At 44.3% G+C, this 25,803-nt stretch carries 23 protein-coding genes; 17 read left to right on the top strand and 6 right to left on the bottom strand.

Translation table 11 applies throughout. The features are described from left to right. Nucleotides 1-66 precede the first annotated feature (66 nt). From rny to pduL, 7 genes are all read left to right on the top strand, one after another. Nucleotides 67-1,611, top strand: a complete 1,545-nt coding sequence (rny, locus tag AC1DPK_RS19725; protein WP_477511403.1) for a ribonuclease Y — start codon at nucleotides 67-69, stop codon at nucleotides 1,609-1,611. An 89-nt stretch (nucleotides 1,612-1,700) separates the two neighbouring features. Further along, nucleotides 1,701-2,495 carry a TIGR00282 family metallophosphoesterase gene (locus tag AC1DPK_RS19720; RefSeq protein WP_339208984.1) on the top strand — a complete coding sequence of 265 codons (795 nt, stop codon included), beginning with the start codon at nucleotides 1,701-1,703 and terminating at the stop codon, nucleotides 2,493-2,495. 137 nt (nucleotides 2,496-2,632) lie between these two features. Beyond that, entirely contained in the window at nucleotides 2,633-2,893 is a 261-nt protein-coding gene (locus AC1DPK_RS19715) for a stage V sporulation protein S (protein ID WP_006036664.1), read from the top strand. A 112-nt stretch (nucleotides 2,894-3,005) separates the two neighbouring features. Beyond that, nucleotides 3,006-3,947 (top strand): dipeptidase, encoded by a 942-nt coding sequence (locus tag AC1DPK_RS19710; RefSeq protein WP_477511402.1) that lies wholly within the window; start codon nucleotides 3,006-3,008, stop codon nucleotides 3,945-3,947. Between the two features lie 182 nt (nucleotides 3,948-4,129). Continuing rightward, nucleotides 4,130-5,887, top strand: coding sequence for a 2-oxoacid:acceptor oxidoreductase subunit alpha (locus AC1DPK_RS19705; protein ID WP_339208989.1), 1,758 nt, complete (start codon nucleotides 4,130-4,132; stop codon nucleotides 5,885-5,887). After that, on the top strand, nucleotides 5,865-6,731 hold the full coding sequence (locus AC1DPK_RS19700; protein ID WP_076269213.1) for a 2-oxoacid:ferredoxin oxidoreductase subunit beta: 867 nt from the start codon (nucleotides 5,865-5,867) through the stop codon (nucleotides 6,729-6,731). Before AC1DPK_RS19705 ends, AC1DPK_RS19700 begins: the two co-directional genes overlap by 23 nt. Before the next feature lie 89 nt (nucleotides 6,732-6,820). Beyond that, the gene (pduL, locus tag AC1DPK_RS19695; protein WP_372239009.1) at nucleotides 6,821-7,396 is read left to right on the top strand and encodes a phosphate propanoyltransferase; all 576 of its coding nucleotides are present in this window, start codon (nucleotides 6,821-6,823) and stop codon (nucleotides 7,394-7,396) included. Between the two features lie 72 nt (nucleotides 7,397-7,468). Here the strand turns inward: pduL and AC1DPK_RS19690 are convergent, their stop codons facing one another. After that, complete coding sequence (locus AC1DPK_RS19690; RefSeq protein WP_441884748.1) at nucleotides 7,469-8,962, bottom strand: DHA2 family efflux MFS transporter permease subunit; 1,494 nt, start codon at nucleotides 8,960-8,962, stop codon at nucleotides 7,469-7,471. A 185-nt stretch (nucleotides 8,963-9,147) separates the two neighbouring features. Here AC1DPK_RS19690 and AC1DPK_RS19685 point away from each other — a divergent pair, with 185 nt between their 5' ends. Further along, a complete protein-coding gene (locus AC1DPK_RS19685) occupies nucleotides 9,148-9,756 on the top strand; it encodes a TetR/AcrR family transcriptional regulator (RefSeq protein ID WP_441884746.1) in 609 nt (202 codons plus the stop codon). Between the two features lie 63 nt (nucleotides 9,757-9,819). On the opposite strand, the gene dnaN is transcribed toward AC1DPK_RS19685, so the two are convergent. Further along, nucleotides 9,820-10,950 (bottom strand): DNA polymerase III subunit beta, encoded by a 1,131-nt coding sequence (gene dnaN, locus AC1DPK_RS19680; RefSeq protein WP_477511401.1) that lies wholly within the window; start codon nucleotides 10,948-10,950, stop codon nucleotides 9,820-9,822. A 15-nt stretch (nucleotides 10,951-10,965) separates the two neighbouring features. Then, nucleotides 10,966-11,217 carry a ribbon-helix-helix domain-containing protein gene (locus AC1DPK_RS19675; protein ID WP_441884742.1) on the bottom strand — a complete coding sequence of 84 codons (252 nt, stop codon included), beginning with the start codon at nucleotides 11,215-11,217 and terminating at the stop codon, nucleotides 10,966-10,968. Between the two features lie 308 nt (nucleotides 11,218-11,525). Between AC1DPK_RS19675 and miaB the strand changes: the two genes are divergently transcribed. From miaB to AC1DPK_RS19660, 3 genes are all read left to right on the top strand, one after another. After that, complete coding sequence (gene miaB / locus AC1DPK_RS19670) at nucleotides 11,526-13,118, top strand: tRNA (N6-isopentenyl adenosine(37)-C2)-methylthiotransferase MiaB (RefSeq protein ID WP_477511400.1); 1,593 nt, start codon at nucleotides 11,526-11,528, stop codon at nucleotides 13,116-13,118. 23 nt (nucleotides 13,119-13,141) lie between these two features. After that, nucleotides 13,142-13,636 carry a YlbF/YmcA family competence regulator gene (locus tag AC1DPK_RS19665; protein WP_076269237.1) on the top strand — a complete coding sequence of 165 codons (495 nt, stop codon included), beginning with the start codon at nucleotides 13,142-13,144 and terminating at the stop codon, nucleotides 13,634-13,636. 134 nt (nucleotides 13,637-13,770) lie between these two features. Continuing rightward, complete coding sequence (locus AC1DPK_RS19660; protein WP_477511399.1) at nucleotides 13,771-14,289, top strand: hypothetical protein; 519 nt, start codon at nucleotides 13,771-13,773, stop codon at nucleotides 14,287-14,289. 105 nt (nucleotides 14,290-14,394) lie between these two features. Here the strand turns inward: AC1DPK_RS19660 and AC1DPK_RS19655 are convergent, their stop codons facing one another. Next, entirely contained in the window at nucleotides 14,395-15,009 is a 615-nt protein-coding gene (locus AC1DPK_RS19655) for a biotin transporter BioY (RefSeq protein ID WP_477511398.1), read from the bottom strand. 122 nt (nucleotides 15,010-15,131) lie between these two features. On the opposite strand from AC1DPK_RS19655, the gene AC1DPK_RS19650 reads away from it, so the two are divergent. Together AC1DPK_RS19650 and AC1DPK_RS19645 are read left to right on the top strand one after the other, a co-directional pair. Continuing rightward, nucleotides 15,132-15,983 (top strand): ATP-binding cassette domain-containing protein, encoded by an 852-nt coding sequence (locus AC1DPK_RS19650; RefSeq protein WP_477511397.1) that lies wholly within the window; start codon nucleotides 15,132-15,134, stop codon nucleotides 15,981-15,983. Then, entirely contained in the window at nucleotides 15,973-17,760 is a 1,788-nt protein-coding gene (locus tag AC1DPK_RS19645; RefSeq protein WP_477511396.1) for an ATP-binding cassette domain-containing protein, read from the top strand. Before AC1DPK_RS19650 ends, AC1DPK_RS19645 begins: the two co-directional genes overlap by 11 nt. Here the strand turns inward: AC1DPK_RS19645 and AC1DPK_RS19640 are convergent. Continuing rightward, nucleotides 17,734-18,333: an HAD family hydrolase gene (locus AC1DPK_RS19640; protein ID WP_477511395.1), complete on the bottom strand. Its 600-nt coding sequence runs from the start codon at nucleotides 18,331-18,333 to the stop codon at nucleotides 17,734-17,736. The two genes, AC1DPK_RS19645 and AC1DPK_RS19640, sit on opposite strands and share 27 nt — an antisense overlap. After that, nucleotides 18,330-19,541, bottom strand: a complete 1,212-nt coding sequence (locus tag AC1DPK_RS19635; RefSeq protein WP_477511394.1) for an MFS transporter — start codon at nucleotides 19,539-19,541, stop codon at nucleotides 18,330-18,332. Before AC1DPK_RS19635 ends, AC1DPK_RS19640 begins: the two co-directional genes overlap by 4 nt. 165 nt (nucleotides 19,542-19,706) lie before the next feature. Here AC1DPK_RS19635 and lepB point away from each other — a divergent pair, with 165 nt between their 5' ends. The 4 genes from lepB (at nucleotide 19,707) to AC1DPK_RS19615 (ending at nucleotide 25,622) form a co-directional block, all read left to right on the top strand. Then, a complete protein-coding gene (gene lepB / locus AC1DPK_RS19630) occupies nucleotides 19,707-20,249 on the top strand; it encodes a signal peptidase I (protein WP_477511393.1) in 543 nt (180 codons plus the stop codon). A 173-nt stretch (nucleotides 20,250-20,422) separates the two neighbouring features. Continuing rightward, nucleotides 20,423-21,901 carry a sensor histidine kinase gene (locus tag AC1DPK_RS19625; protein WP_477511392.1) on the top strand — a complete coding sequence of 493 codons (1,479 nt, stop codon included), beginning with the start codon at nucleotides 20,423-20,425 and terminating at the stop codon, nucleotides 21,899-21,901. Beyond that, on the top strand, nucleotides 21,879-22,568 hold the full coding sequence (locus AC1DPK_RS19620) for a response regulator transcription factor (RefSeq protein ID WP_076269246.1): 690 nt from the start codon (nucleotides 21,879-21,881) through the stop codon (nucleotides 22,566-22,568). Before AC1DPK_RS19625 ends, AC1DPK_RS19620 begins: the two co-directional genes overlap by 23 nt. 24 nt (nucleotides 22,569-22,592) lie before the next feature. Next, nucleotides 22,593-25,622, top strand: a complete 3,030-nt coding sequence (locus tag AC1DPK_RS19615) for an efflux RND transporter permease subunit (RefSeq protein ID WP_477511391.1) — start codon at nucleotides 22,593-22,595, stop codon at nucleotides 25,620-25,622. Nucleotides 25,623-25,803 lie beyond the last annotated feature (181 nt).

Below are 25,803 nucleotides of genomic sequence, written 5' to 3'. Positions count from 1 at the left end.
AGCCGGTTGAAAACCTAATATCATCCCAAGCAGTGCCTTGGTGTATGCAACAAGGAGGTGAACAAGATGCCTAATGAGATCATTTGGATCTTGATCTGTCTCTTTGTTGGCGCAATATTCTTTGGGATTGGTTATTTTATTCGAAAGTCGATTGCCGAGGCCAAAATTTCAAGTGCTGAGCAAGCTGCTATTGTAATCGTAGAAAATGCGAAAAAAGAAGCGGAAGCTCAGAAGAAAGAAACTGTGCTAGAGGCAAAAGATGAAGTCCACAAACTTCGTTCCGAAGCCGAGAGAGACATTCGTGAACGTCGCAACGAGGCTCAACGTCAGGAAAGACGTTTGCTCCAAAAAGAGGAGTCGCTGGATAAAAAGTTAGAAGCGCTAGAACGCAAAGAAGAAACTGTAGCCAACAAAGAAAAACGGATCGAAGAAACGCAAGAGCAGATCGACTCCATTTACAAGCAACAGTTAAGTGAATTGGAACGTATATCGAGTCTGACAACGGAAGATGCGAAATCGATCATTTTATCCAATGTTGAACAGGAAGTACGACATGAGACAGCACAGATGATTAAAGAGATCGAGCAGCAAGCGAAAGAAGAGGCCGATAAGAAAGCCCGTGATATTATATCACTAGCTATTCAGCGCTGTGCGGCAGATCATGTGGCTGAGACGACGGTTTCCGTCGTAACCTTGCCTAATGAAGAAATGAAAGGCCGTATTATTGGGCGTGAAGGCCGTAATATCCGTGCTTTGGAAACATTGACTGGTATCGATCTTATTATCGACGATACACCGGAAGCGGTCATTTTATCTGGTTTCGACCCGATAAGACGCGAAATTGCCCGCACTTCTTTGGAAAAGCTTGTGGCTGACGGTCGTATCCATCCTGCCCGCATTGAAGAAATGGTTGAAAAATCTCGTAAAGAAGTGGATGAGCGTATCCGTGAATACGGTGAGCAAGCTACTTTCGAGGTTGGCGTTCATAGCTTGCATCCGGATTTAATCAAGATTTTAGGTCGATTGAAATATCGGACAAGTTATGGTCAAAACGTGCTGAAGCACTCAATGGAGGTCGCTTACTTGACTGGATTGATGGCAGCAGAGCTTGGTCAAGATGTTACGCTCGCAAGGCGTGCAGGCTTGCTGCATGATATCGGTAAAGCACTTGACCACGAAGTTGAAGGATCACACGTTGAGATCGGCGTTGAGCTCGCTAAGAAATACAAGGAGCATCCTGTCGTTATTAACAGTATTGCCTCCCATCACGGTGATACGGATGCCACTTCCGTTATCGCGATGCTCGTAGGAGCAGCAGATGCATTGTCCGCTGCACGCCCTGGAGCTCGTCGTGAAACGCTTGAAACGTATATCAAACGTCTGGAGAAGCTTGAAGACATTTCCGAATCGTTTGAAGGCGTTGAAAAATCATACGCGATCCAAGCTGGCCGCGAAGTGCGCGTCATGGTGCAGCCAGAGAAAATCGATGATACAGAAGCATTCCGACTCGCTCGTGATATTACGAAGAAAATCGAGAGCGAACTTGATTATCCGGGACATATTAAAGTTACGGTTATTCGTGAGACACGCGCGGTTGAATATGCAAAGTAAGTAAACAAAAAAATATAAGCTTTTCAGAAAAGTGGCTGCTAGTTAGCCACTTTTCTGTTTGCAGGCGTACAAAAAAGGAAGTGTAATGAATGAACGTATTATTTATCGGCGATATCGTAGGCAATGTAGGAAGAAGCGCGTTAAAACGAGTACTGCCAGCACTTAAAAGTAAATATAACCCTCATATTATTATTGCGAATGGCGAGAATGCCGCTGCTGGTCGTGGGATTACAGCAACCATTGCTAAAGAATTTTTCGAATGGGGAATCCATGGCATAACGATGGGCAACCATACGTGGGATAATAAAGATATTTTTGAATGGATCGACGACGAGCCGCGCTTGGTTCGCCCAGCAAATTATGCAGAAGGCGCTCCTGGACAAGGCATGGCTTTTATTAAGGCTGGCGGAAAGCAGCTTGCTATTATTAACTTGCAAGGCCGCACCTTTTTACCGCCAATCGATTGTCCATTCCGCAAAGCAGACGAATTGATCGAAGAGGCAAAAGAGCAAACGAACAATATCCTAGTTGATTTTCATGCGGAAGCAACCTCGGAGAAAATCGCAATGGGATGGCATCTCGATGGCAGAGCTTCTATCGTGCTTGGCACGCATACGCACGTACAAACGAATGATGATACGATCCTGCCTGGGGGCACGGCTTACATAACAGATGTTGGCATGGTTGGCCCTAAAGAAGGGGTGCTTGGCATGGAGCGAAACGCCGTTTTGCATAAATTTATTACGCAGCTGCCGGTTCGTTTTGTAGTGGATGAAGGAAAGTGGCATTTGCATGCGATATCTGTTCAAATCGATGATGCGACGGGACAGGCACGGAAAATTGAGAAAATTCGTCTTACGGAAGATGAATGGCTTCTGATGTAATGCTATGATTCTAGTGAAAGTTCTGACAATTCAGAACAGTTTGTTAATATGCGGAATAAAAGCAGGAATTTTTTAAACTCCCTCGAATACTATTTAAAAGTGGAATCCATCCAACAGTCCAAGGGGAGGTTCTTTTTATGGATGTATTAAAAGTTTCAGCAAAGTCCAATCCAAATTCCGTTGCAGGTGCGCTAGCTGGCGTTCTTCGTGAACGTGGTGGTGCGGAGCTGCAAGCCATTGGTGCTGGTGCGTTAAATCAAGCGATCAAAGCAGTTGCGATTGCTCGTGGATTTGTCGCTCCCAGCGGGGTGGATTTAATTTGCATACCGGCTTTTACTGACATTGTTATCGATGGGGAGGATCGAACAGCAATCAAATTGATTGTTGAACCTCGGTAGCAAGTCCAAGCGGCGTTAAGATGTAAGCCAATTGGATTAAAAAACAATCGTTCGCCTGTTTACGTCGTAGACAGGTTTTTTTGCTGCAAATTATAAACGGTGAGGTGCGTCTATGAAAGTGGTAGATTTCCATTGCGATGTGCTATGCAAACTGTTGATTGATGAAAATTTATATTTTCAAGGCAATAAGCCCGGCAAATTAGATGTTACATACGAGCGTTTAAAGGCTGCAGGAACGATCTTGCAAACTTTTGCAATCTATATTCCACAATCAATGAATGGTCGACTAGAGCCGATTTTGGAGAGTGTAGATCGTTTCCACCAGATGGTATTAAGCTGCGAGGACATGGTGTGGGTAAGGACAACCCATGACTTGGATTCTTGTATTAAGGATGGAAAAATCGGAGCATTACTGTCGCTTGAAGGTGTTGATGGTCTTCAAGGACAAATGTCACTGCTTCGCATCATGCATCAATTAGGCATACGTGCAGCTGGAATGACATGGAATCATGCGAATTGGGCTGCGGACGGAGCGATGGAGCAGCGCGGCGGGGGCTTGACCGCAAAAGGGAAATTGCTAGTAGAAGAATGCAATAATTTGGATATACTAATAGATGTATCACATTTATCTGAACGTGCGTTCTGGGATGTTGCTGAGCTTTCCAAGAAACCGATCCTAGCTTCTCATTCAAATGCAAGAGCAATCTGCGATCATCCGCGAAATTTGAGGGATGCCCAAATTGAAAAAATAATTGAGATGCAAGGAGTAGTAGGGGTTACTTTTGTGCCTTGGTTTGTATCCAGCGCGGAAGTCGTTGTCATCGATGATTTATTGCGTCATATTGAGCATATTTGTGAGCTGGGCGGAGCATCGCATATTATGCTCGGCTCTGATTTTGACGGAATTGATAGTTATATGAAACAATTAACGCATCCTGGAGAACTCGTTAATCTTCAAGAGGCACTTCTTAAACGATATTCTGAGCAGCAAACCGAACAGTTTATGTCCGGTAATGCTCTTCGTTTCCTTCGGGAAAATCTTCCTTTTAACTAAAATGAATTCGATCTATTTGCGGTATGGGATTGATCGAAACAAACTATGCTTATATTAAGCGTTTACATCTTGATTTTTATAGATATGCGCTTTAAACTTGTTGTGACTGTTATGAATTATACTATATAATTACTTGATGAAATAGAATATTGCACGTTTTAGACAAAGAGGAGTTGGGCATTTTGATTAGTCAATTGTCTTGGAAGATCGGGGGACAACAAGGTGAAGGCGTCGAAAGTACAGACCGGATTTTTTCCACGGCGCTAAACCGTTTAGGCTATTATTTATATGGATATCGTCATTTCTCCTCGCGGATCAAAGGCGGACATACGAATAACAAAATTCGTATAAGCACGAAGCCGATTCGTGCTATTTCGGATGATTTGGATATTTTGGTTGCTTTTGACCAAGAAAGCATTGATTTGAATGCGAAGGAATTGCGTCTAGGCGGCGTTATCGTTGCAGATGCAAAGTTTAACCCAACGATTCCTGAAGGCATAGATGCTAGACTGTTTGCTGTTCCGATTACGAAGATGGCTGAGGAGCTAGGCACTTCATTAATGAAAAACATGGTTGCCTCCGGCGCTTCTTGGGCGCTTCTTGGTCTTCCGCTTGAAGTATTCAATAAAGCGGTTGAAGAAGAGTTTGGACGCAAAGGCGCAGCTGTTGTAGAGAAAAATATCGAAGCGGTAAAAAGCGGCGCTGAGTTTGTGCTGGAGCAAGCGGGCGGACCGCTTGACGAATTTAAGCTAGATGAGGCGGATGGGCAGCAGAAGCTGTTCATGATTGGCAATGAAGCAATCGGTCTAGGTTCTTTGGCAGCTGGTTGCCGTTTGATGGCGGCTTACCCGATCACACCAGCTTCCGAGATTATGGAATATTTAATTAAAAAGCTTCCGAAATTCGGCGGAACAGTCGTGCAAACGGAGGATGAAATTGCAGCGGTAACGATGGCGATTGGTGCAAACTATGCTGGCGTACGCACAATGACCGCTTCTGCGGGTCCTGGACTGTCCCTAATGATGGAGGCTATTGGTCTTGCAGGCATGACAGAAACACCGCTGGTCATCGTTAATACGCAGCGTGGCGGTCCTTCAACGGGTCTACCTACGAAGCAAGAGCAATCGGACTTGAACGCAATGGTTTATGGCACACATGGAGAGATTCCAAAAATCGTCATTGCTCCTGCATCGATTGAAGACTGCTTCTACGATACGATTGAATCGTTCAATTTGGCTGAGGAATATCAAGTACCGGTTATTCTGATGACCGATTTGCAGCTGTCGCTCGGCAAACAATCCTGTGATCAGCTTGATTACAGCAAAATTGAAATCAAACGCGGCAAACTAGTCGAGAATGTGCCTGCCCTTGAAGGCCACGACTTGTTTAAACGCTATGAGCTAACAGAAGACGGCATTTCCCCTCGTGTATTGCCTGGCGAGAAGGGCGGTCTGCATCATGTGACCGGCGTAGAGCATGATGAAACTGGACGTCCATCGGAGAATGCAATGAACCGTCAGCACATGATGGATAAGCGATTGAATAAGCTGAATGATATGTACATTCGTGAAGCTATTCGTGTTGACGCGCCTCATGAAACGCCTGATTTGCTTATTATCGGTATGGGTTCTACTGGCGGCACGATTGATGAAGCTAGAAGCTTGCTGACTCTAGATGGCGTGAAAACGAACCATATCACGATTCGTCAAATTCATCCGTTCCCAACTAAACCTCTGCTTCCTTACTTGCAAAATGCGAAAAAAGTAATTGTCATCGAAAATAATGCAACCGGACAGCTGGCAGGACAAATTAAAATGCATGCTGGTTTTGCAGAAAAAATCGATAGCTTGCTTAAATACGACGGTAACCCATTTTTACCTTCCGACGTTCACAAAGCATGTAAGGAGTTGAGTTTAGATGGCAACGTTCAAAGAGTTTAGAAATAATGTAAAACCTAACTGGTGCCCGGGCTGCGGAGACTTTTCTATTCAAGCGGCGATTCAACGTGCAGCAGCTAACGTAGGACTAGAACCTGAGAACCTAGCGGTTATATCAGGTATTGGATGTTCAGGCCGGATCTCTGGCTACATTAACGCTTATGGCTTCCATGGCATACACGGCCGCGTGCTGCCTATCGCACAAGGTGTAAAGCTTGCTAATCGCGAGCTTACCGTAATCGCTTCAGGCGGAGACGGAGACGGCTTCGCTATTGGTATGGGGCACACGGTTCACGCGATCCGTCGCAACCTGAATGTGACTTATATCGTAATGGATAACCAAATTTATGGCTTAACCAAAGGTCAAACTTCACCGCGCAGCGCGGAAGGCTTCAAAACAAAATCGACGCCGGAAGGCTCGATTGAGTCGACGCTGTCACCGCTTGAGATTGCGTTATCTGCGGGTGCAACATTTATTGCTCAATCATTCTCGAGTGATTTGAAGCAGCTGACGAAATTAATCGAAGAGGGAATCAACCACGAAGGTTTCTCCTTGATTAACGTGTTCAGCCCATGTGTTACCTTCAACAAAATCAATACGTACGACTGGTTTAAGGAAAATATCGTGAACTTGGAGCAATTCCCTGATTACGATCCAACAAACCGCGTGCAGGCGATGAACAAGATTATGGAAACAAACGGCATGCTCACAGGACTAATCTATCAGAATAAAACGCGAAAAGCCTATGAAGATTTGATTACAGGCTTCAAGCCCGAGGCTCTAGCTAAGCAAAATATCAAAATCACCCCAGAAGAATTCGATAAGCTTGTTGCCGAATTTAAATAAGTGGTATGATAAGCATGCGGCCAAAAGGCCGTATGCTTTTTCTTTCAACTCTGTGGAAAACAACAAAATTAAATCAGGAGAGTGACAACATGATACATAGAGGAGTACCAATCGGAGTATCTGCAAGACATATTCATTTATCACAGGAGCATGTTGAAATATTGTTTGGGGCAGGTTATGCGTTAACTGAAATGAAACCATTGTCTCAGCCAGGACAATACGCTGCGAATGAAACGGTAGCGGTTGTTGGTCCAAAAGGAACATTTGGAAAAGTAAGAATTCTCGGACCTGCACGGAAAGAGACGCAGCTCGAGGTATCGCGTACGGACGCATTTGCGTTAGGCGTTAACCCGCCAGTTCGGGAATCAGGTAATACAAAAGGCTCTGCAGGCATTAAGCTTCAAGGGCCTGCTGGAGAGGTTACAATCGAAGAGGGCGTCATTGTAGCGGCTCGTCATATTCATTTCCACACAAGCGATGCTGAGCGGTTTGGTATTGCGGACAAGCAGTCGCTGCGGGTTCGTTTCGCTGGCGAGCGCGGTGTCGTATTCGAAAATGTTGTTGCACGTGTATCTGATCAATTCGCACTTGATATGCATATTGATACAGATGAAGCAAATGCAGCAGGCGTGAAAAACGGAGATATGGCTGAAATCATAGATTAGTCAATAAAAAAAACAGCTTCCCTGTCGTCAGAGACGATGAGGAAGCTGTTTTTTTTGTTTGGAAAGATGGAATTAATGTCCCATCATCATGGATACTTCAGGTTTATTCTCAGCATTGGTGCCATCTTCTTGCTTCGGTCTGCGAAGCAGGAAGGCTGTGAGGGCGCCAACGATTGAAATGGATGCCAAGATGAAGAACGTATCCCCGTAAGAGGAGTACACTACATTTGGTCCTGGGTTAGTTACACTGTAATGCTCTACTCTGCTAGCGAGAATCGTCGACAAGCCGGCGATTGCAAAGGAAGTCATAACCTGCTGCGCAGCTGCGGTCAGCGAGGTTACGCGGCTAACGAGCTCCTTAGGAGCGGATTGCATAATATGTGTGTTAAGCGGCATCATCGACAAGCCCATACCTGCACCGAGAAGAGCAATCGGAATCATAAGAGTGAGAAGAGTCGTGTCCGCTGAAAGCTGGCTAAGGATGAAGCCTGCAATCGTAACAATGGATAAACCGGCAATGACGATTGGACGAGCTCCGAAGCGGTCAAACAGCTTGCCGCCGATCGGCATGAAAATACCTGCTGCTAAAGCTTGTGGAAGCAAAATAAGTCCAGTATCAAATGCGGAGTAACCTTTGGCGATTTGCAAGAAAATCGGAATTAAGAATAATGTTCCGAATAATGCGATTTGAACAATCCACTGCAAAATAATGCCGCGTGTGAAATTGCTTGATTTAAAGACGCGAAGCTCAAGCAAAGGCTCCTTGCGCTTCAGTTCTATTATGATGAAGAGGATAAGCGAAATACCGCCTACTATCATACCGATCAAAGCTTCAGGCGAGGTCCAGCCGCTGCCTGCGCCGCCTTCACCGCCGCCAGCAGAGCTTACGCCATAAGCAAGACTGGCAAAAGCAAGTGGGGCGAAAATCATACCTAAAAAGTCTAGGGAAGGAACATGTTTGCGTTCAATTTTTGGCAAGGTGCGAAGCCCTACGATAACGGCAATGACACCAATTGGAAGATTGATAATAAATATCCAATGCCAAGATACATAATCAACGAGCCAGCCTGCTACTACAGGGCCAAGAGCGGGAGCTAACAGCATTGGAATACCGATCATACCCATAACTGCTCCTTGTTTGCCAGGAGGGCTGAGTCTAAAGGTAAAGGCCATTGCGATTGGAGCAACCATACCGCCGCCAAGACCTTGAATGATACGGAATACGATAAGCTGTTCAGCGGTTGTTGCTAATGCACAAAGACCGGAACCAATCGTAAACATAATGATTGAGAACAAAAAGACTTGTTTGGCGCCAAAACGATCTGACATCCATCCCGCAAGCGGAATAACAGCAGCCTGTGCTAGTGCATAACCCGTAATGGTCCACTGCACAAGCGACATCGAGCTTTTGAAGTCGGCCATTAAACCTGGCATAGCGACATTCATTGCGGTGCCGTCCAAAATAACCATGAACATACCGACGATAATGGCAATCAGCGGTGCAATAATATTGCGCATGGACATCGGATCACCAGCAGGTGCTGCTTTTTTTGAAGCTGAAGCCATTTTATTTCCTCCTATCCAAATATGAGGGTCTATCCAACTATTGTTGACCTCTGTGTACCAGCAGGCTACAATAAAAGGTGACCGCTTCTATGAGCGGACAATTGTCCGCATTACTGAATAATAAAGACGAATGGGGCAATTGTCAATCGTAAGATTTGTAAACGCGGAAAAAGGAGATAGGAACGATGACTGCACCAGAAAACAGCAGAACGAAACAAGCGCTCAGCAAAGCGATTTTGCGTACGGCTAATCACTTGTTTACGGAGCATGGGGTAGAATCGGTCAGTATGCATCAAATCGCCAAATCAGTCGGTATTGGACAAGGCACCTTGTACCGGAGGTATTCAAACAAAGGTGATTTGTGTATGGATATGATGAAAGAGAATTTTGAAATTTTCATCAATGAGATCGACGCGTATTTGACAGAAGAGGCTATGCTGTCCGTACATGAGCGATTGAGCGGAGTTATGCGCAAAATTATAGCGTTTATCGATAAGGAATCGAAATGGCTTGGCGTGATGCAATCTTTTAATAAAATCGAACTTGAACATCCTAAAGGTGATTTTTTCCAATCACCCCCTTATCTTTATTTGCATACTGTCCTGCGCAGCTTGTTTGAGGAAGCAATGGAGAAAGAGCAAATTAAGCCTATTGATCCTTGTTATGCTGCTCATTCCTTTATATCCATTCAATCCCCGCATACGTTTAGGCAATTGCGGTACGTGATGGGCTACACTTGTGAAGAAATACAGGACCGGTTTTGCAAGACATTTATTGATCCTTTATTTCGATAATTGATTAGTAATGTAAAAGAGAGGACAGCGTATATGCTGTCCTCTCTTTTATTTGTCTTGAAATTATAGCTGATGTGCAGTCAGCACTGGAGAAATAATGTATAGTGTATCTTCGTTGTTGGTCGGCCTAACTAAGATCGGTTTATTTTTTCCTGTAAATCGCAACAACACTTGTGTGCTGTCAATCGCTTGCATAATATCTCTCATATATTTTCCATTGAAAAAAACAATAAGCGGCTCACCAAAAATAGGGTTAATAGCGAACTTTTCCGAGACATCGCCTATCTCAGCTGCTGCTGCAAATAATTCGATTTCACAAGATGAAATGCGCATCCCGATGGCATGTGTATCACTAACGAGCAAGCTGACGCGTTGGACGGCCCGAAGAAAAGGGGCAGTGTTCATCGTTATTTCGGTTGAAAAGGTTTGTGGCACCAATCTTTCAACTACAGGAAATGTGCCTTGAATAAGCAGCGATTGCATACTGAAATTTAATGTGTTGAAGGAAATGACCTGGTCTGAAATCGTAATTTGTGTTTTGCTAGATCCATCTGACAACATTTTAGAATAATCGGACAAATGTTTTGCTGGAATAACAAACGGAACTGAATCAGAGCTGTTTTCACTTAGATTTGAGGTGCTTGTAGCAAGCCGAACGCCATCGGTAGCAGAAAGCCTCAGCTTTCCATTAATGGTTTGACAAGAAATGCCTGTCAATATCGGTTTCACTTCAGAAGTGGAAGCTGCAAACGAAACTTGCTTCACAATCTTTTTAAACGCTATATTATCGATTTGAAATTTAGCTGTATTCTCTAAGCTGCGCATATCTGGAAATTGTGAAACATCCATTGTAGCCAGACTGTAAATAGAATGATCTGATTCAATATGTATAAAATTATGTTTTAACTCTGCGAGCTTTACTTTGCTTTCAGTTGAAAAACTGCGGACAATATCGAGCAAAAGACGAGCGGGGATAACTGTACTTCCTTCTTTATCAATTTTAAGGTGGTCACAATGACAAGGGATAATATATTGAAGAGTCATAGATGTATTGCAGGCTGTGAGAGAAAGACCATGGGCTCCGGCTTGCATTTTAATGCCTGAAAGAATAGGGGAAACTGCTCTTAATGCCAAACCAGCAGCAATATGCTGAAGTCCAATATGCAACGATTGCTGTCTCACTTCAACAAGCATGATTGTCACCCGTCTTTACAATAATTTGTCGTGTGTATTTAATGATGACTCTATTATTCCGCGAATTACTTCAGATCGGGAGAGACCAGATGTTTTGCACCGATTTTCAAGCTCGCTCCAGACCTCATTGGTGAGCGTTAACGAAATTTTTTTAGTCTCCCCAAATCCCTTTCTTCCGGCTCCAGCACGAGGTCCTCCACGGGAAAACATGATGGAAACCTGTCCTTCTTCGTCGGGCACAGCAATTTTAATCTTTTTTCCAGCCATAAAACTACTCCTTTTTCATTTGAATAAGGTTACTCTAATCAATAATCTATATATTAACTTTAGCATGTAAATTATGACATTGCAATGTGGGTTCTAAAACATTAATCAATGTCCATTTGTATGACTGCCATTTGACTATACATATCAATAAAAATGATAGTAAAAGAAAGAAACCATTTCTATAAGCTTTTTTTTGATTTGCTTGTGATGGATTAGGCGGGGGCGTTATGATATAATTTCTAATTGATATGTTCAAATGAATAAATATAATTGATTATGGAAATTGCAGATAAAGGAAGTGAATCCCTATGACGAAGGAGACCAAAAGCACACCAGACTTAAAATCTGGCACGGGTGTTAAGGACTACTCCAAGTATTTCGATTTTTCGGATGCAAAGATTTTACGAGAAGAAGATGGCATGACTACCGTTCGAATTAAAGGTCGGAATATACAAATCAACTCTGCTCCCAATCACAAGGATGAGAAGAAGCGGGGCAAAGAGGATATCGAGGTGCATTATGACTTTGCGATTCCTGCTGAGCTTCGATCGATGGGTATAGGCAAGTTTTATTTAATCCAAACGTATGGCTGCCAAATGAACGAGCATGACACCGAAGTCATGAAGGGCATGTTCGAAGAAATGGGTTATATAGCTACGGAGGATCGAAATCTTGCAGATGTGATCTTACTTAATACATGTGCCATTCGTGAGAATGCTGAAGATAAAGTGTTTGGAGAGCTTGGCCATTTGAAAGCGCTGAAGACGGAGAAACCGGATTTGCTGTTAGGTGTTTGCGGCTGTATGTCACAGGAAGAATCGGTTGTAGGACGTATTTTGCAAAAGCATTCGTTTGTAGATATGATCTTTGGTACGCATAACATTCATAGACTTCCGTACTTGCTGCAAAATGCTTATTTCAGTAAAGAACTGGTCGTTGAGGTATGGTCCAAGGAAGGCGATATTATCGAAAATATGCCTAAGAAACGCGAAGGAATGCGTGCTTGGGTTAATATTATGTACGGATGCGATAAGTTTTGTACGTATTGCATCGTGCCATATACACGCGGGAAAGAGCGCAGCAGACGTCCAGAAGATGTCATTGCTGAAGTGCGCGACTTAGCTAGACGAGGATTTAAAGAAATTACATTGCTTGGGCAAAATGTTAATGCTTACGGCAAGGATTTTGAGGACATCAACTATCGCTTTGGCGATCTGATGCATGATATGTCCAAAATTGACATTCCGCGTATTCGCTTTATGACGAGTCATCCGCGTGATTTTGACGATCATTTGATTGAGGTGCTTGGAACAGGCGGCAATTTGGTTGAGCATATTCATTTGCCTGTACAGTCCGGCAGCACCGAAATATTGAAACGAATGAGCCGCAAGTATTCTCGCGAGATGTATCTAGAGCTGGTTGCTAAAATTAAAAAAGCAATACCTGGCGCGATGCTCACTTCAGATATAATCGTCGGTTTCCCTGGTGAAACAGACGAGCAGTTCGAGGATACGATGACGCTGGTGAAAGAAGTTGGCTTTGATTCGGCTTATACGTTCCTTTACTCTCCGCGTGAGGGTACACCTGCCGCTAGTATGGAAGATAATGTTCCGCTAGAGGTGAAAAAAGCTCGTTTACAGCGTCTCAATGCACAGCTTGCTGCAAATGCGAGAGAAAAGAATGAGCAGCTTCGTGGTGAAATTGTCGAGGTTCTCATTGAAGGCGAAAGCAAAAACAACGCTAACGTCCTTTCCGGACGGACGCGTACGAATAAATTAGTGCATTTGGAAGGTCCAAAGGAATGGGTTGGCCAGTTTATTATGGCTAAGGTTACCGAGGCACAAACTTGGTATATCAAAGCCGAAAGTATAGAACAGGATGCACAAGAAGCCGTTAGCTAACGGTAAAACAGGAGAGATGACAAATGGCAGAGCAGCATACAGCAGATAATCAAGCAGCGCAATGTGACCATGATCATGAGCATGGCGAAGGCTGTGGAATTCCGAGTTTCCATACTCGCGATCTGATCGTTCGAGAAGATATTTCGAAAAAAGCGAAAGAATTAGCAAATCTCATCTTTACTTCAGAGGAAGTACAGCACTACCGCCGCGCAGAGCTGCAAATTAACGGCAATGAGCGTGTGCAGCAGTTGATTACAAAAATTAAGAAAAAACAAAAGGAAGTTGTTGCTTTCGAAACTACTTTCAAAAATGCAGACATGGTTAAAAAGATCGAAGGCGAAATGGAAGAGCTGCAGGACGAGCTTGATGGCATTCCTATCGTGTCCGAGTTCCAACAAAGTCAAAGCGACATCAATTATTTGCTTCAGCTCGTTATTTCGATCATCCGTGATACAGTGTCTGAGAAAATCAACGTTGAGGATGCGTCAGAGCCAGCCCCTGAAGAGTGCAGCGACTAAAATAAGCTAGACTAGCGTTATAAGCCGTATGTATTGCAGTTCCGTTTTTGGGATGCAGACATGCGGCTTTCATTTTTACATATGAATTGTAACTTTTTTCAAATTAACATAACTGGCGGAAGGGATAAATCCAAATGAAATATAGACAAATAAACCAAAACACTGAAGAAGATTTTCAAGATTTAGAATTCGATATCATTGAAAGTCATGTGATAAAACATCGAAATTATTTTCTTGTTCATGGTCAATATGGAAATGAAATTGTTGGCTTTGAAGTGCTAATAAACAAGGATATGATTCCTGGATGGAATCAGGGAGAAATCAATCAAGAGGCATTTTATTTTGAGGGAATAACTCTTAAATCAATTGGTAAAGAATCAGATGCGTTCATTACGGCTTTGTTGGAGCTTTATGGCTATGAGGGAGAATTAAAGTGTGATGATGAAATCTCATTTACATGTTTTGCACTAGAGGGTGACCCTAGAAACATTGCAAATGAAGATATTAAGTTTAAGGTCTTTTTCGATGATCATAATGAACTTGATTTGTATTGCGAAATATATAAGAATATATCGGTAGAGAATAAGGTTTTTGAATTGAAAGAAAAGGATACTGAATATCGCGGGAACATTTTAAGAACTTTAGGAAAGTAACTCGCGAGGCATATCGAAGTAGATGTCTAAAACAAAAACCGCTATATTCCGATTCAAGATGCATAATCGGATAAAGCGGTTTTTTGCTTTCATAGAACAGCGGTTTTAAACATTAAAAGTTGTTTTCTCTTCGCTATTTCTTACGGTTGACGAGCGTATGTGGACAATGTAAGGTGTTAAAGAGGTTGCTAAAATAGCGCCTGCCAATGATTTAAGTGCATCACCGATAATAAACGGATAGAATCCGACCGTCATCGATTTTTGGAACGAAAGGTCCAGAGAACTCATAAGCCATGGAATGCCTGGAATGTATGAGGTGATGGAGCTGAATAGCTCGAAAATGATGAAAAAAACAATAAAAGCTAAGGCTTTATTTCCCTTGGACATTTTACTGCGTAGAAATCCGCCAATCGCTAGGCTAACCAATAACGAACAGAACGGGAAGGCGAATATAAAGCCGCCAGTAGGTCCTGTTAGATGAGGGATACCGCCTTGCCCACTAAATAGGGGCAGACCGATAGCAGCAAGCAAAATGACGATGAATATGCTGAGGAAAGCGTTGCGCGGCGTCAGAAAGAGACCGGCTAATCCAACAGCCAAGGTTTGAAGCGTAATCGGGACAAATGAGCCGCCGAACTTAATTGTCAAAGAGCTCATGACGATAAACAAAGCTGCGAACAAAGAAATAAAGACGAGTGAGCGAATGTTGCTGGTTTGCATAATGATGTTAGTCTCCTTTATGTACTTGCGATATTATTGTTAACCATTTATATTTAAAACAGGTTAACAAATCGAATTGTAGCATAGCCTATCGTTTTCGGGAAGAGGTTGGGTGAAATTTTTTGAATCAGAGCAATCAGGTACAATTGAAGCAGGTTACCGTTACGCCTCCGGCAATAGGTGAAGGACAAAAACGGAAACCAATAATAAAAGATATTTCGTTTGTTATAAAAGAGGGAGAATGGATTACTCTGCTTGGCTGCAATGGAAGCGGGAAAAGCACAGTTGCGAAAGTAGCTGCTGGTTTTCGGGTAGCAGGCGTCAGCGGTCAAGTCTTAAGGAACATTCATACTGCTGCAAAGGGGAAGCCGATTCCAATTGTTATGCAGCAACCTGAGGCAGCGATGATCGGGGCAACGCCGCTCGAGGATATTATTGTCATGCTGGAGCAGAATGAGCAGGAAGCGGCCAGTATTCGATCTGAAGCCGAGCACGCGCTGCAAAGAGTAGGCATGGGTGAGAGAATGCATCAACCGATTGAAACCTTATCCGGAGGGCAGAAGCAGCTCGTTGCGATTGCGGGGTGTTTGGCATTAAAAGCGCCCATGCTTGTGCTTGATGAGGTAACAGCGATGCTGGATCCAGAAGCAGCAATCTCTGTGCTGGAGCAAACAAGAAGTTTGCAGCAAGCCGGAATTACGGTCATTTGGATTACGCAGAAGCTGGAGGAGCTGCAGGCGGGAGATCGAATCGTTGCGATGAATGCCGGTACGATTATGTACGATGGCGGGGTAGAAGCCTGGTTTGCTAGATCGGCTGCGGGAGCAAGGGATAGTTTTTGTGAGCAGCTTGGTTTGGAGGCTCCTTATTGTGCTCAGGTGGCATGGGAGTTAGAGGAGCAGGGTGTGAAGCTTTCGCCTTTTCCGTTCACAGCAACTATGCTGGCAGAGGCGGTGAAGCAATATGGGCGCTGACTGGCAGTTAAACGGCGTTAGCGTGCACGCGGAGAATGACAATGAAAAACAGCTGCTAAAAGAAGTACATACGTCCTTTAAAGCAGGTGAAATCACACTTTTAATCGGGCGAAATGGTGCTGGGAAGTCAACGCTGCTTGAGACATTGGCGGGCATACGATCGATTCAAAGCGGAAATATTGAGCTGGGCACCGATCAGCTATGGATGGAGAATGGCCGCCGCAGCCGTCTAAATCCAGAAGTGGTGCTTAAGCTTGGCATATCGATGCAAAATGCGGAGTCACAGTGGTTTGCGTCATCTGTACGAGAAGAAATGGTTTATTCTCTCAAGCCATATAAGCTCGATTCATCCATAATCGAGGAGAGAATCGCGGAAGCTCTTGCGAGAGTAGGGCTTCCAGTGGAGCTGTTGGAGCGTGATCCATGGACGCTCAGCGGCGGTCAGCAGCGACGGCTGTCACTCGCCTGCTTATTGGCGTGTGAGCCGGATTGGCTGCTGCTGGATGAGCCGACGGCGGGGTTAGACGCCGGAGGTATTCGCCGCTTGTGCGCGGTGCTGGAAGCGCACAGGGCGGCTGGGCGCGGAGCGGTCGTGGCAACGCACGACCTCGACGCGCTGCTGCCGCTGGCGGACGCGGTCGCCGTCGTTGACGGCGGCACGGTCCGCGCAGCGGCTAAGGCGGCGGCGATAGCGCATGCCGCCTCTGCGCCGCAGGCGCTTCGCGCGCTGGAGGCGCTGCGCGAGGAAGCGGCTATGCCGCTGGAGCAGTTCATCCAGCACGCAGACGCGGATGAGGCGCCTTGGCCGGCGCCGCAAGAACTAGCTGCGGCGATTTCCATTGCACTCGCGAGTCGAGCCGTCCAGAAATCAGGAGCAGCAGCCGTTGTTATAGCAAATGGTATAGTAAGCAGCATAGATACTGAGCACAACAAGCCAAACACGTTTTCAAAAGAAGAACCAAAAGAAGAACCAAAAGGTAAACTCGCTGAAAAAACGATAACAGAGGTTTCTCAATTAGGAGCCGCCAAACCATCGGTTCTGCTGCGTTCAAATTATTTTGATCCTCGTGCGCTTGTACTCGTTTATTTATTTCTATCTGCGAGCATTTTTGCGCAAAAAACAGCATTGGAGCTAACGGTCGCAGCTGTTTCAACGATTTTGCTTTTAATTCCGTTTCGTACACTCATTTGGCCTTGGAGACGAGTCATTCGCGCGTATGCCATTATGATTATTATTTTTTGCGTAATAGCAGGAATTGGCATTCGTCCGCTTTCCTTTGATTTGGACAAGGTTTGGCCAATAGTTATCCGATTAGGCAAGCTTTTGATGATTATGCTTTTAGGCCTCCCAATGCTAAAGCTGATGACGCCTCTACGACTTCAACGCTCGCTTGAGCAAACCTTCGGTTTCCTAGAGAAGCTGAAGGTGCCCATTCATTCGTTTGCAATCATCGTCACACTTATTTTTCGGTTTATTCCTTTACTAACAGGAGAATGGGAGCGGTTTGCGAAGCTGGCTCATGCAAGAGGAAAGGCGGTTACGCCTCTTAAGACGGTACCGATGAAAAGGCTTCTACCGATTCTTATTCCCTACGTACGTTCAATATTGCGTCTTGCGGAGCAAATGGCGGATGCGCTTGAAGCACGCGGCTTTGGTTATGCGAAGCGAAAGCCGACTTATAGCTTTCGGCTTCGCTTCGGACGAGCAGATGCTCGTCTAATGAGCATTGCAGCAGCAGCAGGCTCATTGCTAATTCTTATTTCTGTATTGTTTTAAAAAAGGGAGAACCTGCGAAATCCAACGTCCATCTTCATCAGCAAGCAGCGTATGCCATCCGTGCAGCGCTGCTTGCTTTGTGTTTTTAGGATGATCATCAACAAATAAAACAAAGCTGTCAGGCGGCAGCTGTTCATTTACTTTGTCAAAAATAGCTGGATGAGGTTTTTGGAGTGCTGCTTCACTTGAGATCGTGATACTTTTCAAATAAGGCTTGATAGGAGTAATGATGGGTTCAACCCATGCAGGTAAATGATTGCTTAACACATGAATATCAGCAACAGCATTCCAATTGCCGATTTCTAAAAGGGCAGGAAGCGGCAGTAGGCATCTATCGATAAAACTTCTGGCTAGCGCACTAGTTAAGTTTGGCGTATATTCAGCAATCCAGCTCCAAAATTGTTTCTCTGTTATTTGGCCTGTCCATAGCCGCTCGCTAATTTGCTGCTTATATTCGGAGTAAAGTTGTTCTTCAGAAACGATCGCTTCCGCAGCTAGCAGCTGCCAGAAGAGCGGCGACAGGTTTGTCGCCAGCACGCCTCCAATATCTAGCACGAGCTGCGGCTTAATCATCCGCTTACCTCCTCTGCATGATTCGTGCGCGCGACAAACTTAGCTTTGCGATCTGACATCGCCCACTTGATTACAAGTGCAAATGCGACAGCTCCAAGCAGCGAGCCAAATAGGAAACCTCCGTTCAATCCCCAGCTTTCATTGAGCCAACCAGCAAGGAATGGTCCAGAGAACATTCCAATGGCATATAGCGCTTGATATAAGCCCATTGCTGTTGCACGGCCAGGAAGCTCGACATCTCGAATCGCCAGTCCCAGCAGAAGCGGCATATGTAAGCCTTGCGCAAAACCATTAATCGCCTGCGTTGCGACAAGAACGCCAAAAGAATCCGCAAACACCATTGCTCCTGTGCAAATGGTACTCAATATAAAACCAGCGCCAATAGTACCCCAATAGCCGAATTTAGGCGTAAACCACCTCGCTGTAACGAGTGAGGCAAAAGCATGGGGGAGCATAAAAGAAAATACGAGCAAGGTGAGCTTCAGACCGTCTGCACCCATTTCTTGAGCTTTGAGTGGTGTAAATCCGAACATCGTTATAAAAAGAATGCCATGAGCAAGGATGGACAACAAAGAAACCTGCAGCAATGTTTTAGTTTTTACCACATTTTTGATCATGGCAAACGACATTCCTGGCTGTTCCTTCAGCTCCGAGCGAGGCTCTTTCAGCATGAAAGCGAGCACTAGACCAAGGACAGCAATGACAGCGCCTACAATAAATGGAGCACTTGAGCTAAAACCATCCGTTAACCATCCGCTAAAGAGCATGCCGATCATTTGTCCGGATACCGTCATCACGCTAATATTGCCCATTGCACGACCTGTCTGCCCGGCTCCAAAATAGCTGGCGTAAAGCACGGTGAACGCGACCCAAGTAGATGCGCAAACGCCTGCCATCAATCTGCCAGCAAGCGGCCAAACCCATGAATCAGGGATGAGGAACAGCAAGCAGCTTATTGCCGCGGTTAACATTCCTAATAGGATGAAAGGCTTGCGCTTTCCGAAACGATCTGACAAAATGCCGAGCGGAAATCTTACGAACATTTGGACAAAACCATAGCTTCCAAGCACGATGCCGATAAAAGGCAAGGACAATCCCCGATCACTAAGGTAAGGTGAAAGCGTAGGGACATATACATACATGGAAGTCCAATATAAAATGGTTATAGTGGTAAAAAGCAATCTTTGTGCTCCAGAGATTTGATTCATCGTTGTGGAAGCCCCCTTCGCTTTCACTTTATCGCAAGTCTGGTTCGGTTGTCACTTCCTATTTTGGGCGCTATAATGAAAACTTTGTACAGCAAAGAACGTATTAGGTAGACAATTATTATTATTTTTACAAGAAAAAAACACTTACTGATGAGGAGAATGTTCATGCAAACAGAAAAACGCAAAACAAAAAGCTGGATGAAGGAAGTAAGAGAATGGGTCGTCTCGCTTGGAATTGCCGTCGTTGTAGCGCTGCTTTTCCAAAACTATGTCTATGCTCAATCGGAAGTACATAATGTATCTATGCAAAATACGCTTGTCGCTGGACAACGATTAATCGAAGACAAATGGTCTTACCGGCTTCATGAACCTCGTCACGGCGACATCGTTATTATTAGCGGACCAGAGAGCGATTTGCGTTTAATTAAACGTGTCGTAGGCTTGCCTGGAGACGTGGTTGATATACAAAACGGGGAAGTATATTTGAATGGCGAAAAAATCGAAGAGCAATATGTTAAGGGTCAGACAGTAGCTGGCAGTGTTTTAGTGCCTTTTACAGTTAAAGAAGGACAGCTGTTTGTTATGGGTGACAATCGTGAGCATAGTATGGATAGCCGTGAACTTGGTCCAATTGCTAGATCCAGCATCGAAGGCAAAGCCGTATTCCGTATTTGGCCGCTGCCTAAGTTCGGTACACTGAGCGAATAATTATTTTATAGCATTAAATAAAAACGTCATTAATTAAATAAACAAAATCATCAAACGTAATACTTTTGTAAGAAATGGTTACAAATTCGTTTAGAAATAGCCGTTATGATTAACCATAGAAACAACGACAGAAACACACTTAACAAAAAAGCAGCAGCGAGGCGTGAACAGGATTGTCCATTCGAGTAAAGCTGTATATGTCATACTTGGCGATGATTTTTGTACCGATCATATTAATGAGTGCTTTTATGATATTTATCTTTTATGCTCGCGGAGTTGAGGATGTTCGTCATTATTATGAAAATGAGAACAGAGAGCCTTATCTTCAAGCCTTGGTGTATGGCGAATTATCCTATGTGCTTCGCAATGATTCCGGTGAGCTCGAGAAGAAGGAATACGTAGCCGAAATTCAAGAGCGGTTAGGCAAGCTATGGGCAGGACTTCTTATTTCCAGGGATGGAAAGATTACTTCTGTAGCGCCTTTCTTGGAGCAGTCAGCTGTTCATGCTGATTGGCAGCAATTATTGGACGAGCCGCCTTCGAAGGTTGCATTTAATTCATTTCGATTCGAAACGAGTACCGTCGATTTTATTTATCCTGATGGGGGAGAGGGTCGTGCTGTTCTGTTCCGGCGAAATGATACGGTTCCTATCTATTGGAGGCCGGTCGGCACAGCTTTCAGTTTAGCTTTTATTGGATTAACGAGCTTGCTGCTTACTTACTTTGTATCAAGAAGCATCATTCGTCCCATTAAGAAACTAGAAGCCGCAGCTCTACAAATTAAGGATGGCGATTTGTCGCACAAGGTTGAGGCCACGACGAAAGGTGAAATCGGACAGCTTAGCATCGCGTTTGAGGATATGAGGGTAAGATTGAAGCAGTCGATTGATCAAAGCCTTCAGTATGAAGAAAACCGTAAAATGCTGCTGTCTCATATCTCGCATGATTTGAAAACGCCAATATCTGCGATTAAAGGGTATGTTGAAGGGATCATGGACGGTATCGCGAACACGGATGAAAAGCGGAAGCGCTACATGGAGACGATTTATCGTAAAGCTACAGATATGGATCAATTAATTGATGAGCTGTTCCTATTCTCGAAGCTTGATCTTCAAACGGTTGCCTTTGATTTTAAAGTGATGGACATTAAACGCTACTTAGAATATTTTTTGGATGAGCAGCGATTTGATCTGGAAAAATCAGGGGTAGGATTGCAATATATCGAGCATGGTTCTGATCCGCTGATGATCGCAGCCGATCCTGACAAGCTAAGCCGTGTTTTAACTAATATACTGAACAATTGTGTCAAGTATATGGGACAATCTTCTGTTCTCGAAAAACATAACATCGTTGTTCGAGTAACAGAACTGGAGGAGCACGCTCTGATTGAAATTGAGGATTCAGGTCCCGGAATTGAGAAGGATGATTTGCCTTATATCTTCGATCGTTTCTATCGCGCGGAGCAATCACGCAATTTAGAGACAGGTGGAAGTGGTCTCGGTCTTGCAATCGTCAAACAAATTATTGAAGGGCACGGCGGTACGGTCTGGGCGGAAAATGCAGAGCATGGAGGTGCGTTGTTCTGTCTAAAATTGCCTAAGTCAGTATCCGTCAAAACGGTGGGTGGTCATGAAGAGCATACTAATTATTGAAGATGAGAAAGCCATTGCCGAGCTGGAACGAGATTACTTGGAAAGTTACGGTTTTAACGTTCAAATTGAAGGGAGAGGTGATATAGGACTTGAGAAAGCGCTCGAAGGAAAGTTTGATCTTATCATATTAGATGTAATGCTTCCTAAAATCGACGGCTTTGAAATTTGTCGTCAAATTAGACAAACGATCAATATTCCAGTGCTGATGGTAACCGCGAAAAAAGAGGATATTGATAAAATACGAGGATTAGGACTTGGCGCTGACGATTATATGACCAAGCCCTTCAGTCCAAGTGAGCTGGTAGCACGCGTGAAAGCTCATTTGGCTCGTTACGAGCGTTTGACAGCTGACAAAGGGGAGCGAGGCGAGCATATTCGCATACGCGGATTGTTTATCGATAAGCCTTCACGAAGAGTCATGATACATGAGCAGGAAGCGATGCTTACTTCAAAGGAATATGAGCTTCTGCTGCTTTTAGCTTCACACCCTAATCGCGTGTTTGAGAAAGAAGAGTTGTTTGAACGTATTTGGGGGCTTGATTCAAATGGAGACGCAGCTACGGTTACGGTTCATATTCGGAGGCTGCGTGAGAAAATTGAGCATGACCCATCCAAACCTCAATATATAGAAACAATTTGGGGAGTGGGCTACCGTTTTAAAGTATAGATAGAAGATGAGGAGTGGGAGAGATTGAAGAGCATCATCCGATTTTCGCTTAATAACAAATTTGCTTTGTGGATTTTGACGCTGCTTGTGTTATTTGCTGGACTTTATTCAGGAATGAATATGAAAATGGAAACATTGCCCGATATTACGGTTCCAATCGTAAGCGTCACAACTGTATTGCCGGGTGCTGCACCTGAAGAGGTTATGGAGAAAATTACGAAGCCGATTGAGCAGCGGACTCGCAATCTTAAAGGTGTTAAAGTCATTAGCTCAACATCCTATGAGAATGCTTCATCTGTCGTTATTGAGTACTCCTATGAGACAGATATGGAAAAGGCGGAAGCGGAAGTTAAAAATATCCTCTCCGAGATTAAGCTTCCAACAGGAACGCAAACCCCATCCGTTTCACGGATCAGCTTGAATGCATTCCCTGTCCTTGCGATGAGTATCTCCAATGAAAAGATGAATTTGGAGCAGCTTACGAAGGAAATAGAAGAAAATGTGTTGCCGCGCTTTCAAGGTATTGAAGGTGTAGCGAGCATTCAAGTTTCTGGACAAAATGTTAAGGAAGGTGAACTATCCTTCAAAACGGATAAGCTAAAGCAAATCGGCTTAACCGAAGAGATGGTGAAAGGCATCATCCAAGCGTCAGCTATTTCTGTACCGCTAGGTATTTATGAATTTGGCGAGACAGAGAAGGCGCTGGTCGTTGATGGAAACATAACGACAGAGAGTGATTTGAAAAACTTAGTCATCGTGCCAGGTGTTAAGCTTAGCGATGTTGCTGATTTAAGCATCGTAGGCAAAGCAGAGTCTATTTCTCGTACGAATGGCAAAGACTCCATTGGGTTTAACGTAGTCAAAGCGGCTGATTCCAATACGGTTGACGTTGTTAATAATGTAAAAGCAGAAATAAAAGAGCTTGAAGGCAATAATGATGGTTTGTCTATTGTAACGACACTTGATCAAGGCAAGCCGATCGAGGATTCCGTTCACACGATGTTAAGCAAGGCGGTAATTGGCGCATTGTTCGCTGTCATTATCATTATGATTTTCTTGCGCGATATTCGTTCCACGATTATTGCTGTTGTTTCGATTCCACTTTCCATCCTGATCGCTCTTCTGATTTTGAGTCGGATGGATATTACACTGAACATTATGACACTTGGTGCGATGACCGTCGCGATTGGGCGGGTAATCGATGACTCGATTGTCGTTATCGAGAATGTATATCGTCGAATGGCGCTCCCTACAGAGAAGATGAAGGGCAAGGAATTAATTCTTGATGCGACGAAGGAAATGTTCGTACCGATTTTGGCTTCCACAATCGTAACGATAGCCGTATTCTTGCCTCTTGGACTTGTTTCGGGCATGATTGGTGAAATGTTCCTGCCGTTTGCATTAACGATTGTATTTGCTCTACTAGCATCATTGCTTGTTGCCATTACGGTTGTACCAATGCTGGCGCATATGATGTTCCGCAAAGGGATGAAAGCTGGCAAGGCGCATCACGATAAGCCGGGCCGCTTAGCGGAATGGTACAAAGGTGCACTTCGCTGGTCGCTTGATCATAAATTGGTTACTTTTGGTTTAGCAACACTTCTACTTATCGGAAGTTTGTTCCTGCTCCCAGTGATTGGAACGAGCTTCATCGCTGGCGACGAACAGAAAATGATGATTGTTTCCTATAATCCAGCACCTGGAGAAACACTTGAACAGGTAGAGAAAATGGCTCTTGAAGCTGAAAAGAAATTGCTCGATCGTGAAGGTGTTACAGTCGTGCAATATGCAGTCGGCAGCCAAAATCCATTTAGCCCAGGAGCTTCAAAACAAGCGTTGTTTAACTTGAGCTATGATGAGAATTATGCTGGTTTTACTGCTGAGAAAGAAAAAATTGTACCTATGCTGCAAGAGCTAGGCGGCAAAGGCGAATGGAAACAGCAGGATTTCGGAGGCGGAGGTCTTGGCGGATCGGGCATATCGATGCTTGTGTATGGTCCGGATATGAACACGGTTCAACCTATCGTGGATGACCTTATGAAGAAGCTTGCAGATCATAAGGATTTGAAAAATATTGATTCCAGCTTATCAGAAACGTATGAGCAGTATCGCCTTGTAGCTAATCAAGAGAAGCTTAGTCAAAACGGATTAACAGCAGGCCAGATTGCAATGGCACTTAGTCCGGTTCGCGAGCGTCCCGTTCTGACGACAGTAGAAGTGGATGGCGAGGAATTTAACGTTTATGTGAAGGTTGATACAAAAACCTATACGAATAAATCAGATCTAGAGAATGTAAAATTGACTACTCAGTTAGGTACTGAAGTTGCTTTGAAAGATGTCGTGACTATCGAAGAAGGTGAATCGCCGAATACGATAACAAGACGTGATGGTCGTATGTATGCTGAGATTTCAGCAGATGCAACTTCATCTGACGTCGGCAAGGTTTCGGCAGAATTGCAGAAAATGATTGATGAGACTGATCTTCCTGCTGGCGTCGATATCGAAATGGGCGGAGTAACGGAGCAGATCAATGAGTCATTTATGCAGCTAGGCTTAGCAATGCTTGCAGCGATTGCTGTCGTTTATCTTGTGCTTGTCATTACATTTGGTGGAGGACTTACACCATTCGCAATTCTGTTCTCCCTTCCGTTTACGATTATCGGTGCACTAGTAGCACTGTTAATTGCAGGAGAAACACTGAGCGTTACCGCAATGATCGGTGCCCTGATGCTTATTGGTATCGTGGTCACGAATGCGATCGTCCTTGTTGACCGTGTTATTCAAAAAGAGAGAGAAGGACTTTCCGTCCGCGAATCACTTATTGAAGCAGCGGGTACACGTCTTCGTCCGATTCTAATGACGGCGATTGCAACCGTTGGTGCATTGCTTCCGCTTGCATTTGGATTCGAATCAGGCGGTTTGATTTCTAAAGGTATGGCGGTTACCGTAATTGGCGGCTTGACGAGCTCAACACTGCTCACGCTCATTATCGTACCTATCGTTTATGAGTTCTTGAACCGTAAACGCAAACCACGCACTGCAGAAGAAGCATAACGATTCGAGATAGCAGAGAGGCTGTCACAAGGTTGATATGCTCCCCAAATAGTAGACAGGTGAAATAATAAAAAACCTGTTGCTATGAGGGGAGCATTTTCATGTCTAAAGTTAAATATTCCGCATCAGAGAAACTTACCATAATCGGAGAGATCGAAAGTGGTGAACTTGGCTCTATGGC

The sequence above is a fragment of the Paenibacillus sp. 01T424 genome (assembly GCF_056398745.1).
This window is presented reverse-complemented; position numbering and strand designations above follow the sequence as displayed.

Bases quoted from the DNA above. Each gene is read 5' to 3' on its own strand.
- rny (WP_477511403.1), top strand. From the start codon at position 67: ATGCCTAATGAGATCATTTGGATCTTGATCTGTCTCTTTGTTGGCGCA.
- AC1DPK_RS19720 (WP_339208984.1), top strand. From the start codon at position 1,701: ATGAACGTATTATTTATCGGCGATATCGTAGGCAATGTAGGAAGAAGC.
- AC1DPK_RS19715 (WP_006036664.1), top strand. From the start codon at position 2,633: ATGGATGTATTAAAAGTTTCAGCAAAGTCCAATCCAAATTCCGTTGCA.
- AC1DPK_RS19710 (WP_477511402.1), top strand. From the start codon at position 3,006: ATGAAAGTGGTAGATTTCCATTGCGATGTGCTATGCAAACTGTTGATT.
- AC1DPK_RS19700 (WP_076269213.1), top strand. From the start codon at position 5,865: ATGGCAACGTTCAAAGAGTTTAGAAATAATGTAAAACCTAACTGGTGC.
- pduL (WP_372239009.1), top strand. From the start codon at position 6,821: ATGATACATAGAGGAGTACCAATCGGAGTATCTGCAAGACATATTCAT.
- AC1DPK_RS19690 (WP_441884748.1), bottom strand. From the start codon at position 8,962: ATGGCTTCAGCTTCAAAAAAAGCAGCACCTGCTGGTGATCCGATGTCC.
- AC1DPK_RS19685 (WP_441884746.1), top strand. From the start codon at position 9,148: ATGACTGCACCAGAAAACAGCAGAACGAAACAAGCGCTCAGCAAAGCG.
- dnaN (WP_477511401.1), bottom strand. From the start codon at position 10,950: ATGCTTGTTGAAGTGAGACAGCAATCGTTGCATATTGGACTTCAGCAT.
- AC1DPK_RS19675 (WP_441884742.1), bottom strand. From the start codon at position 11,217: ATGGCTGGAAAAAAGATTAAAATTGCTGTGCCCGACGAAGAAGGACAG.
- miaB (WP_477511400.1), top strand. From the start codon at position 11,526: ATGACGAAGGAGACCAAAAGCACACCAGACTTAAAATCTGGCACGGGT.
- AC1DPK_RS19665 (WP_076269237.1), top strand. From the start codon at position 13,142: ATGGCAGAGCAGCATACAGCAGATAATCAAGCAGCGCAATGTGACCAT.
- AC1DPK_RS19660 (WP_477511399.1), top strand. From the start codon at position 13,771: ATGAAATATAGACAAATAAACCAAAACACTGAAGAAGATTTTCAAGAT.
- AC1DPK_RS19655 (WP_477511398.1), bottom strand. From the start codon at position 15,009: ATGCAAACCAGCAACATTCGCTCACTCGTCTTTATTTCTTTGTTCGCA.
- AC1DPK_RS19645 (WP_477511396.1), top strand. From the start codon at position 15,973: ATGGGCGCTGACTGGCAGTTAAACGGCGTTAGCGTGCACGCGGAGAAT.
- AC1DPK_RS19640 (WP_477511395.1), bottom strand. From the start codon at position 18,333: ATGATTAAGCCGCAGCTCGTGCTAGATATTGGAGGCGTGCTGGCGACA.
- AC1DPK_RS19635 (WP_477511394.1), bottom strand. From the start codon at position 19,541: ATGAATCAAATCTCTGGAGCACAAAGATTGCTTTTTACCACTATAACC.
- lepB (WP_477511393.1), top strand. From the start codon at position 19,707: ATGCAAACAGAAAAACGCAAAACAAAAAGCTGGATGAAGGAAGTAAGA.
- AC1DPK_RS19620 (WP_076269246.1), top strand. From the start codon at position 21,879: ATGAAGAGCATACTAATTATTGAAGATGAGAAAGCCATTGCCGAGCTG.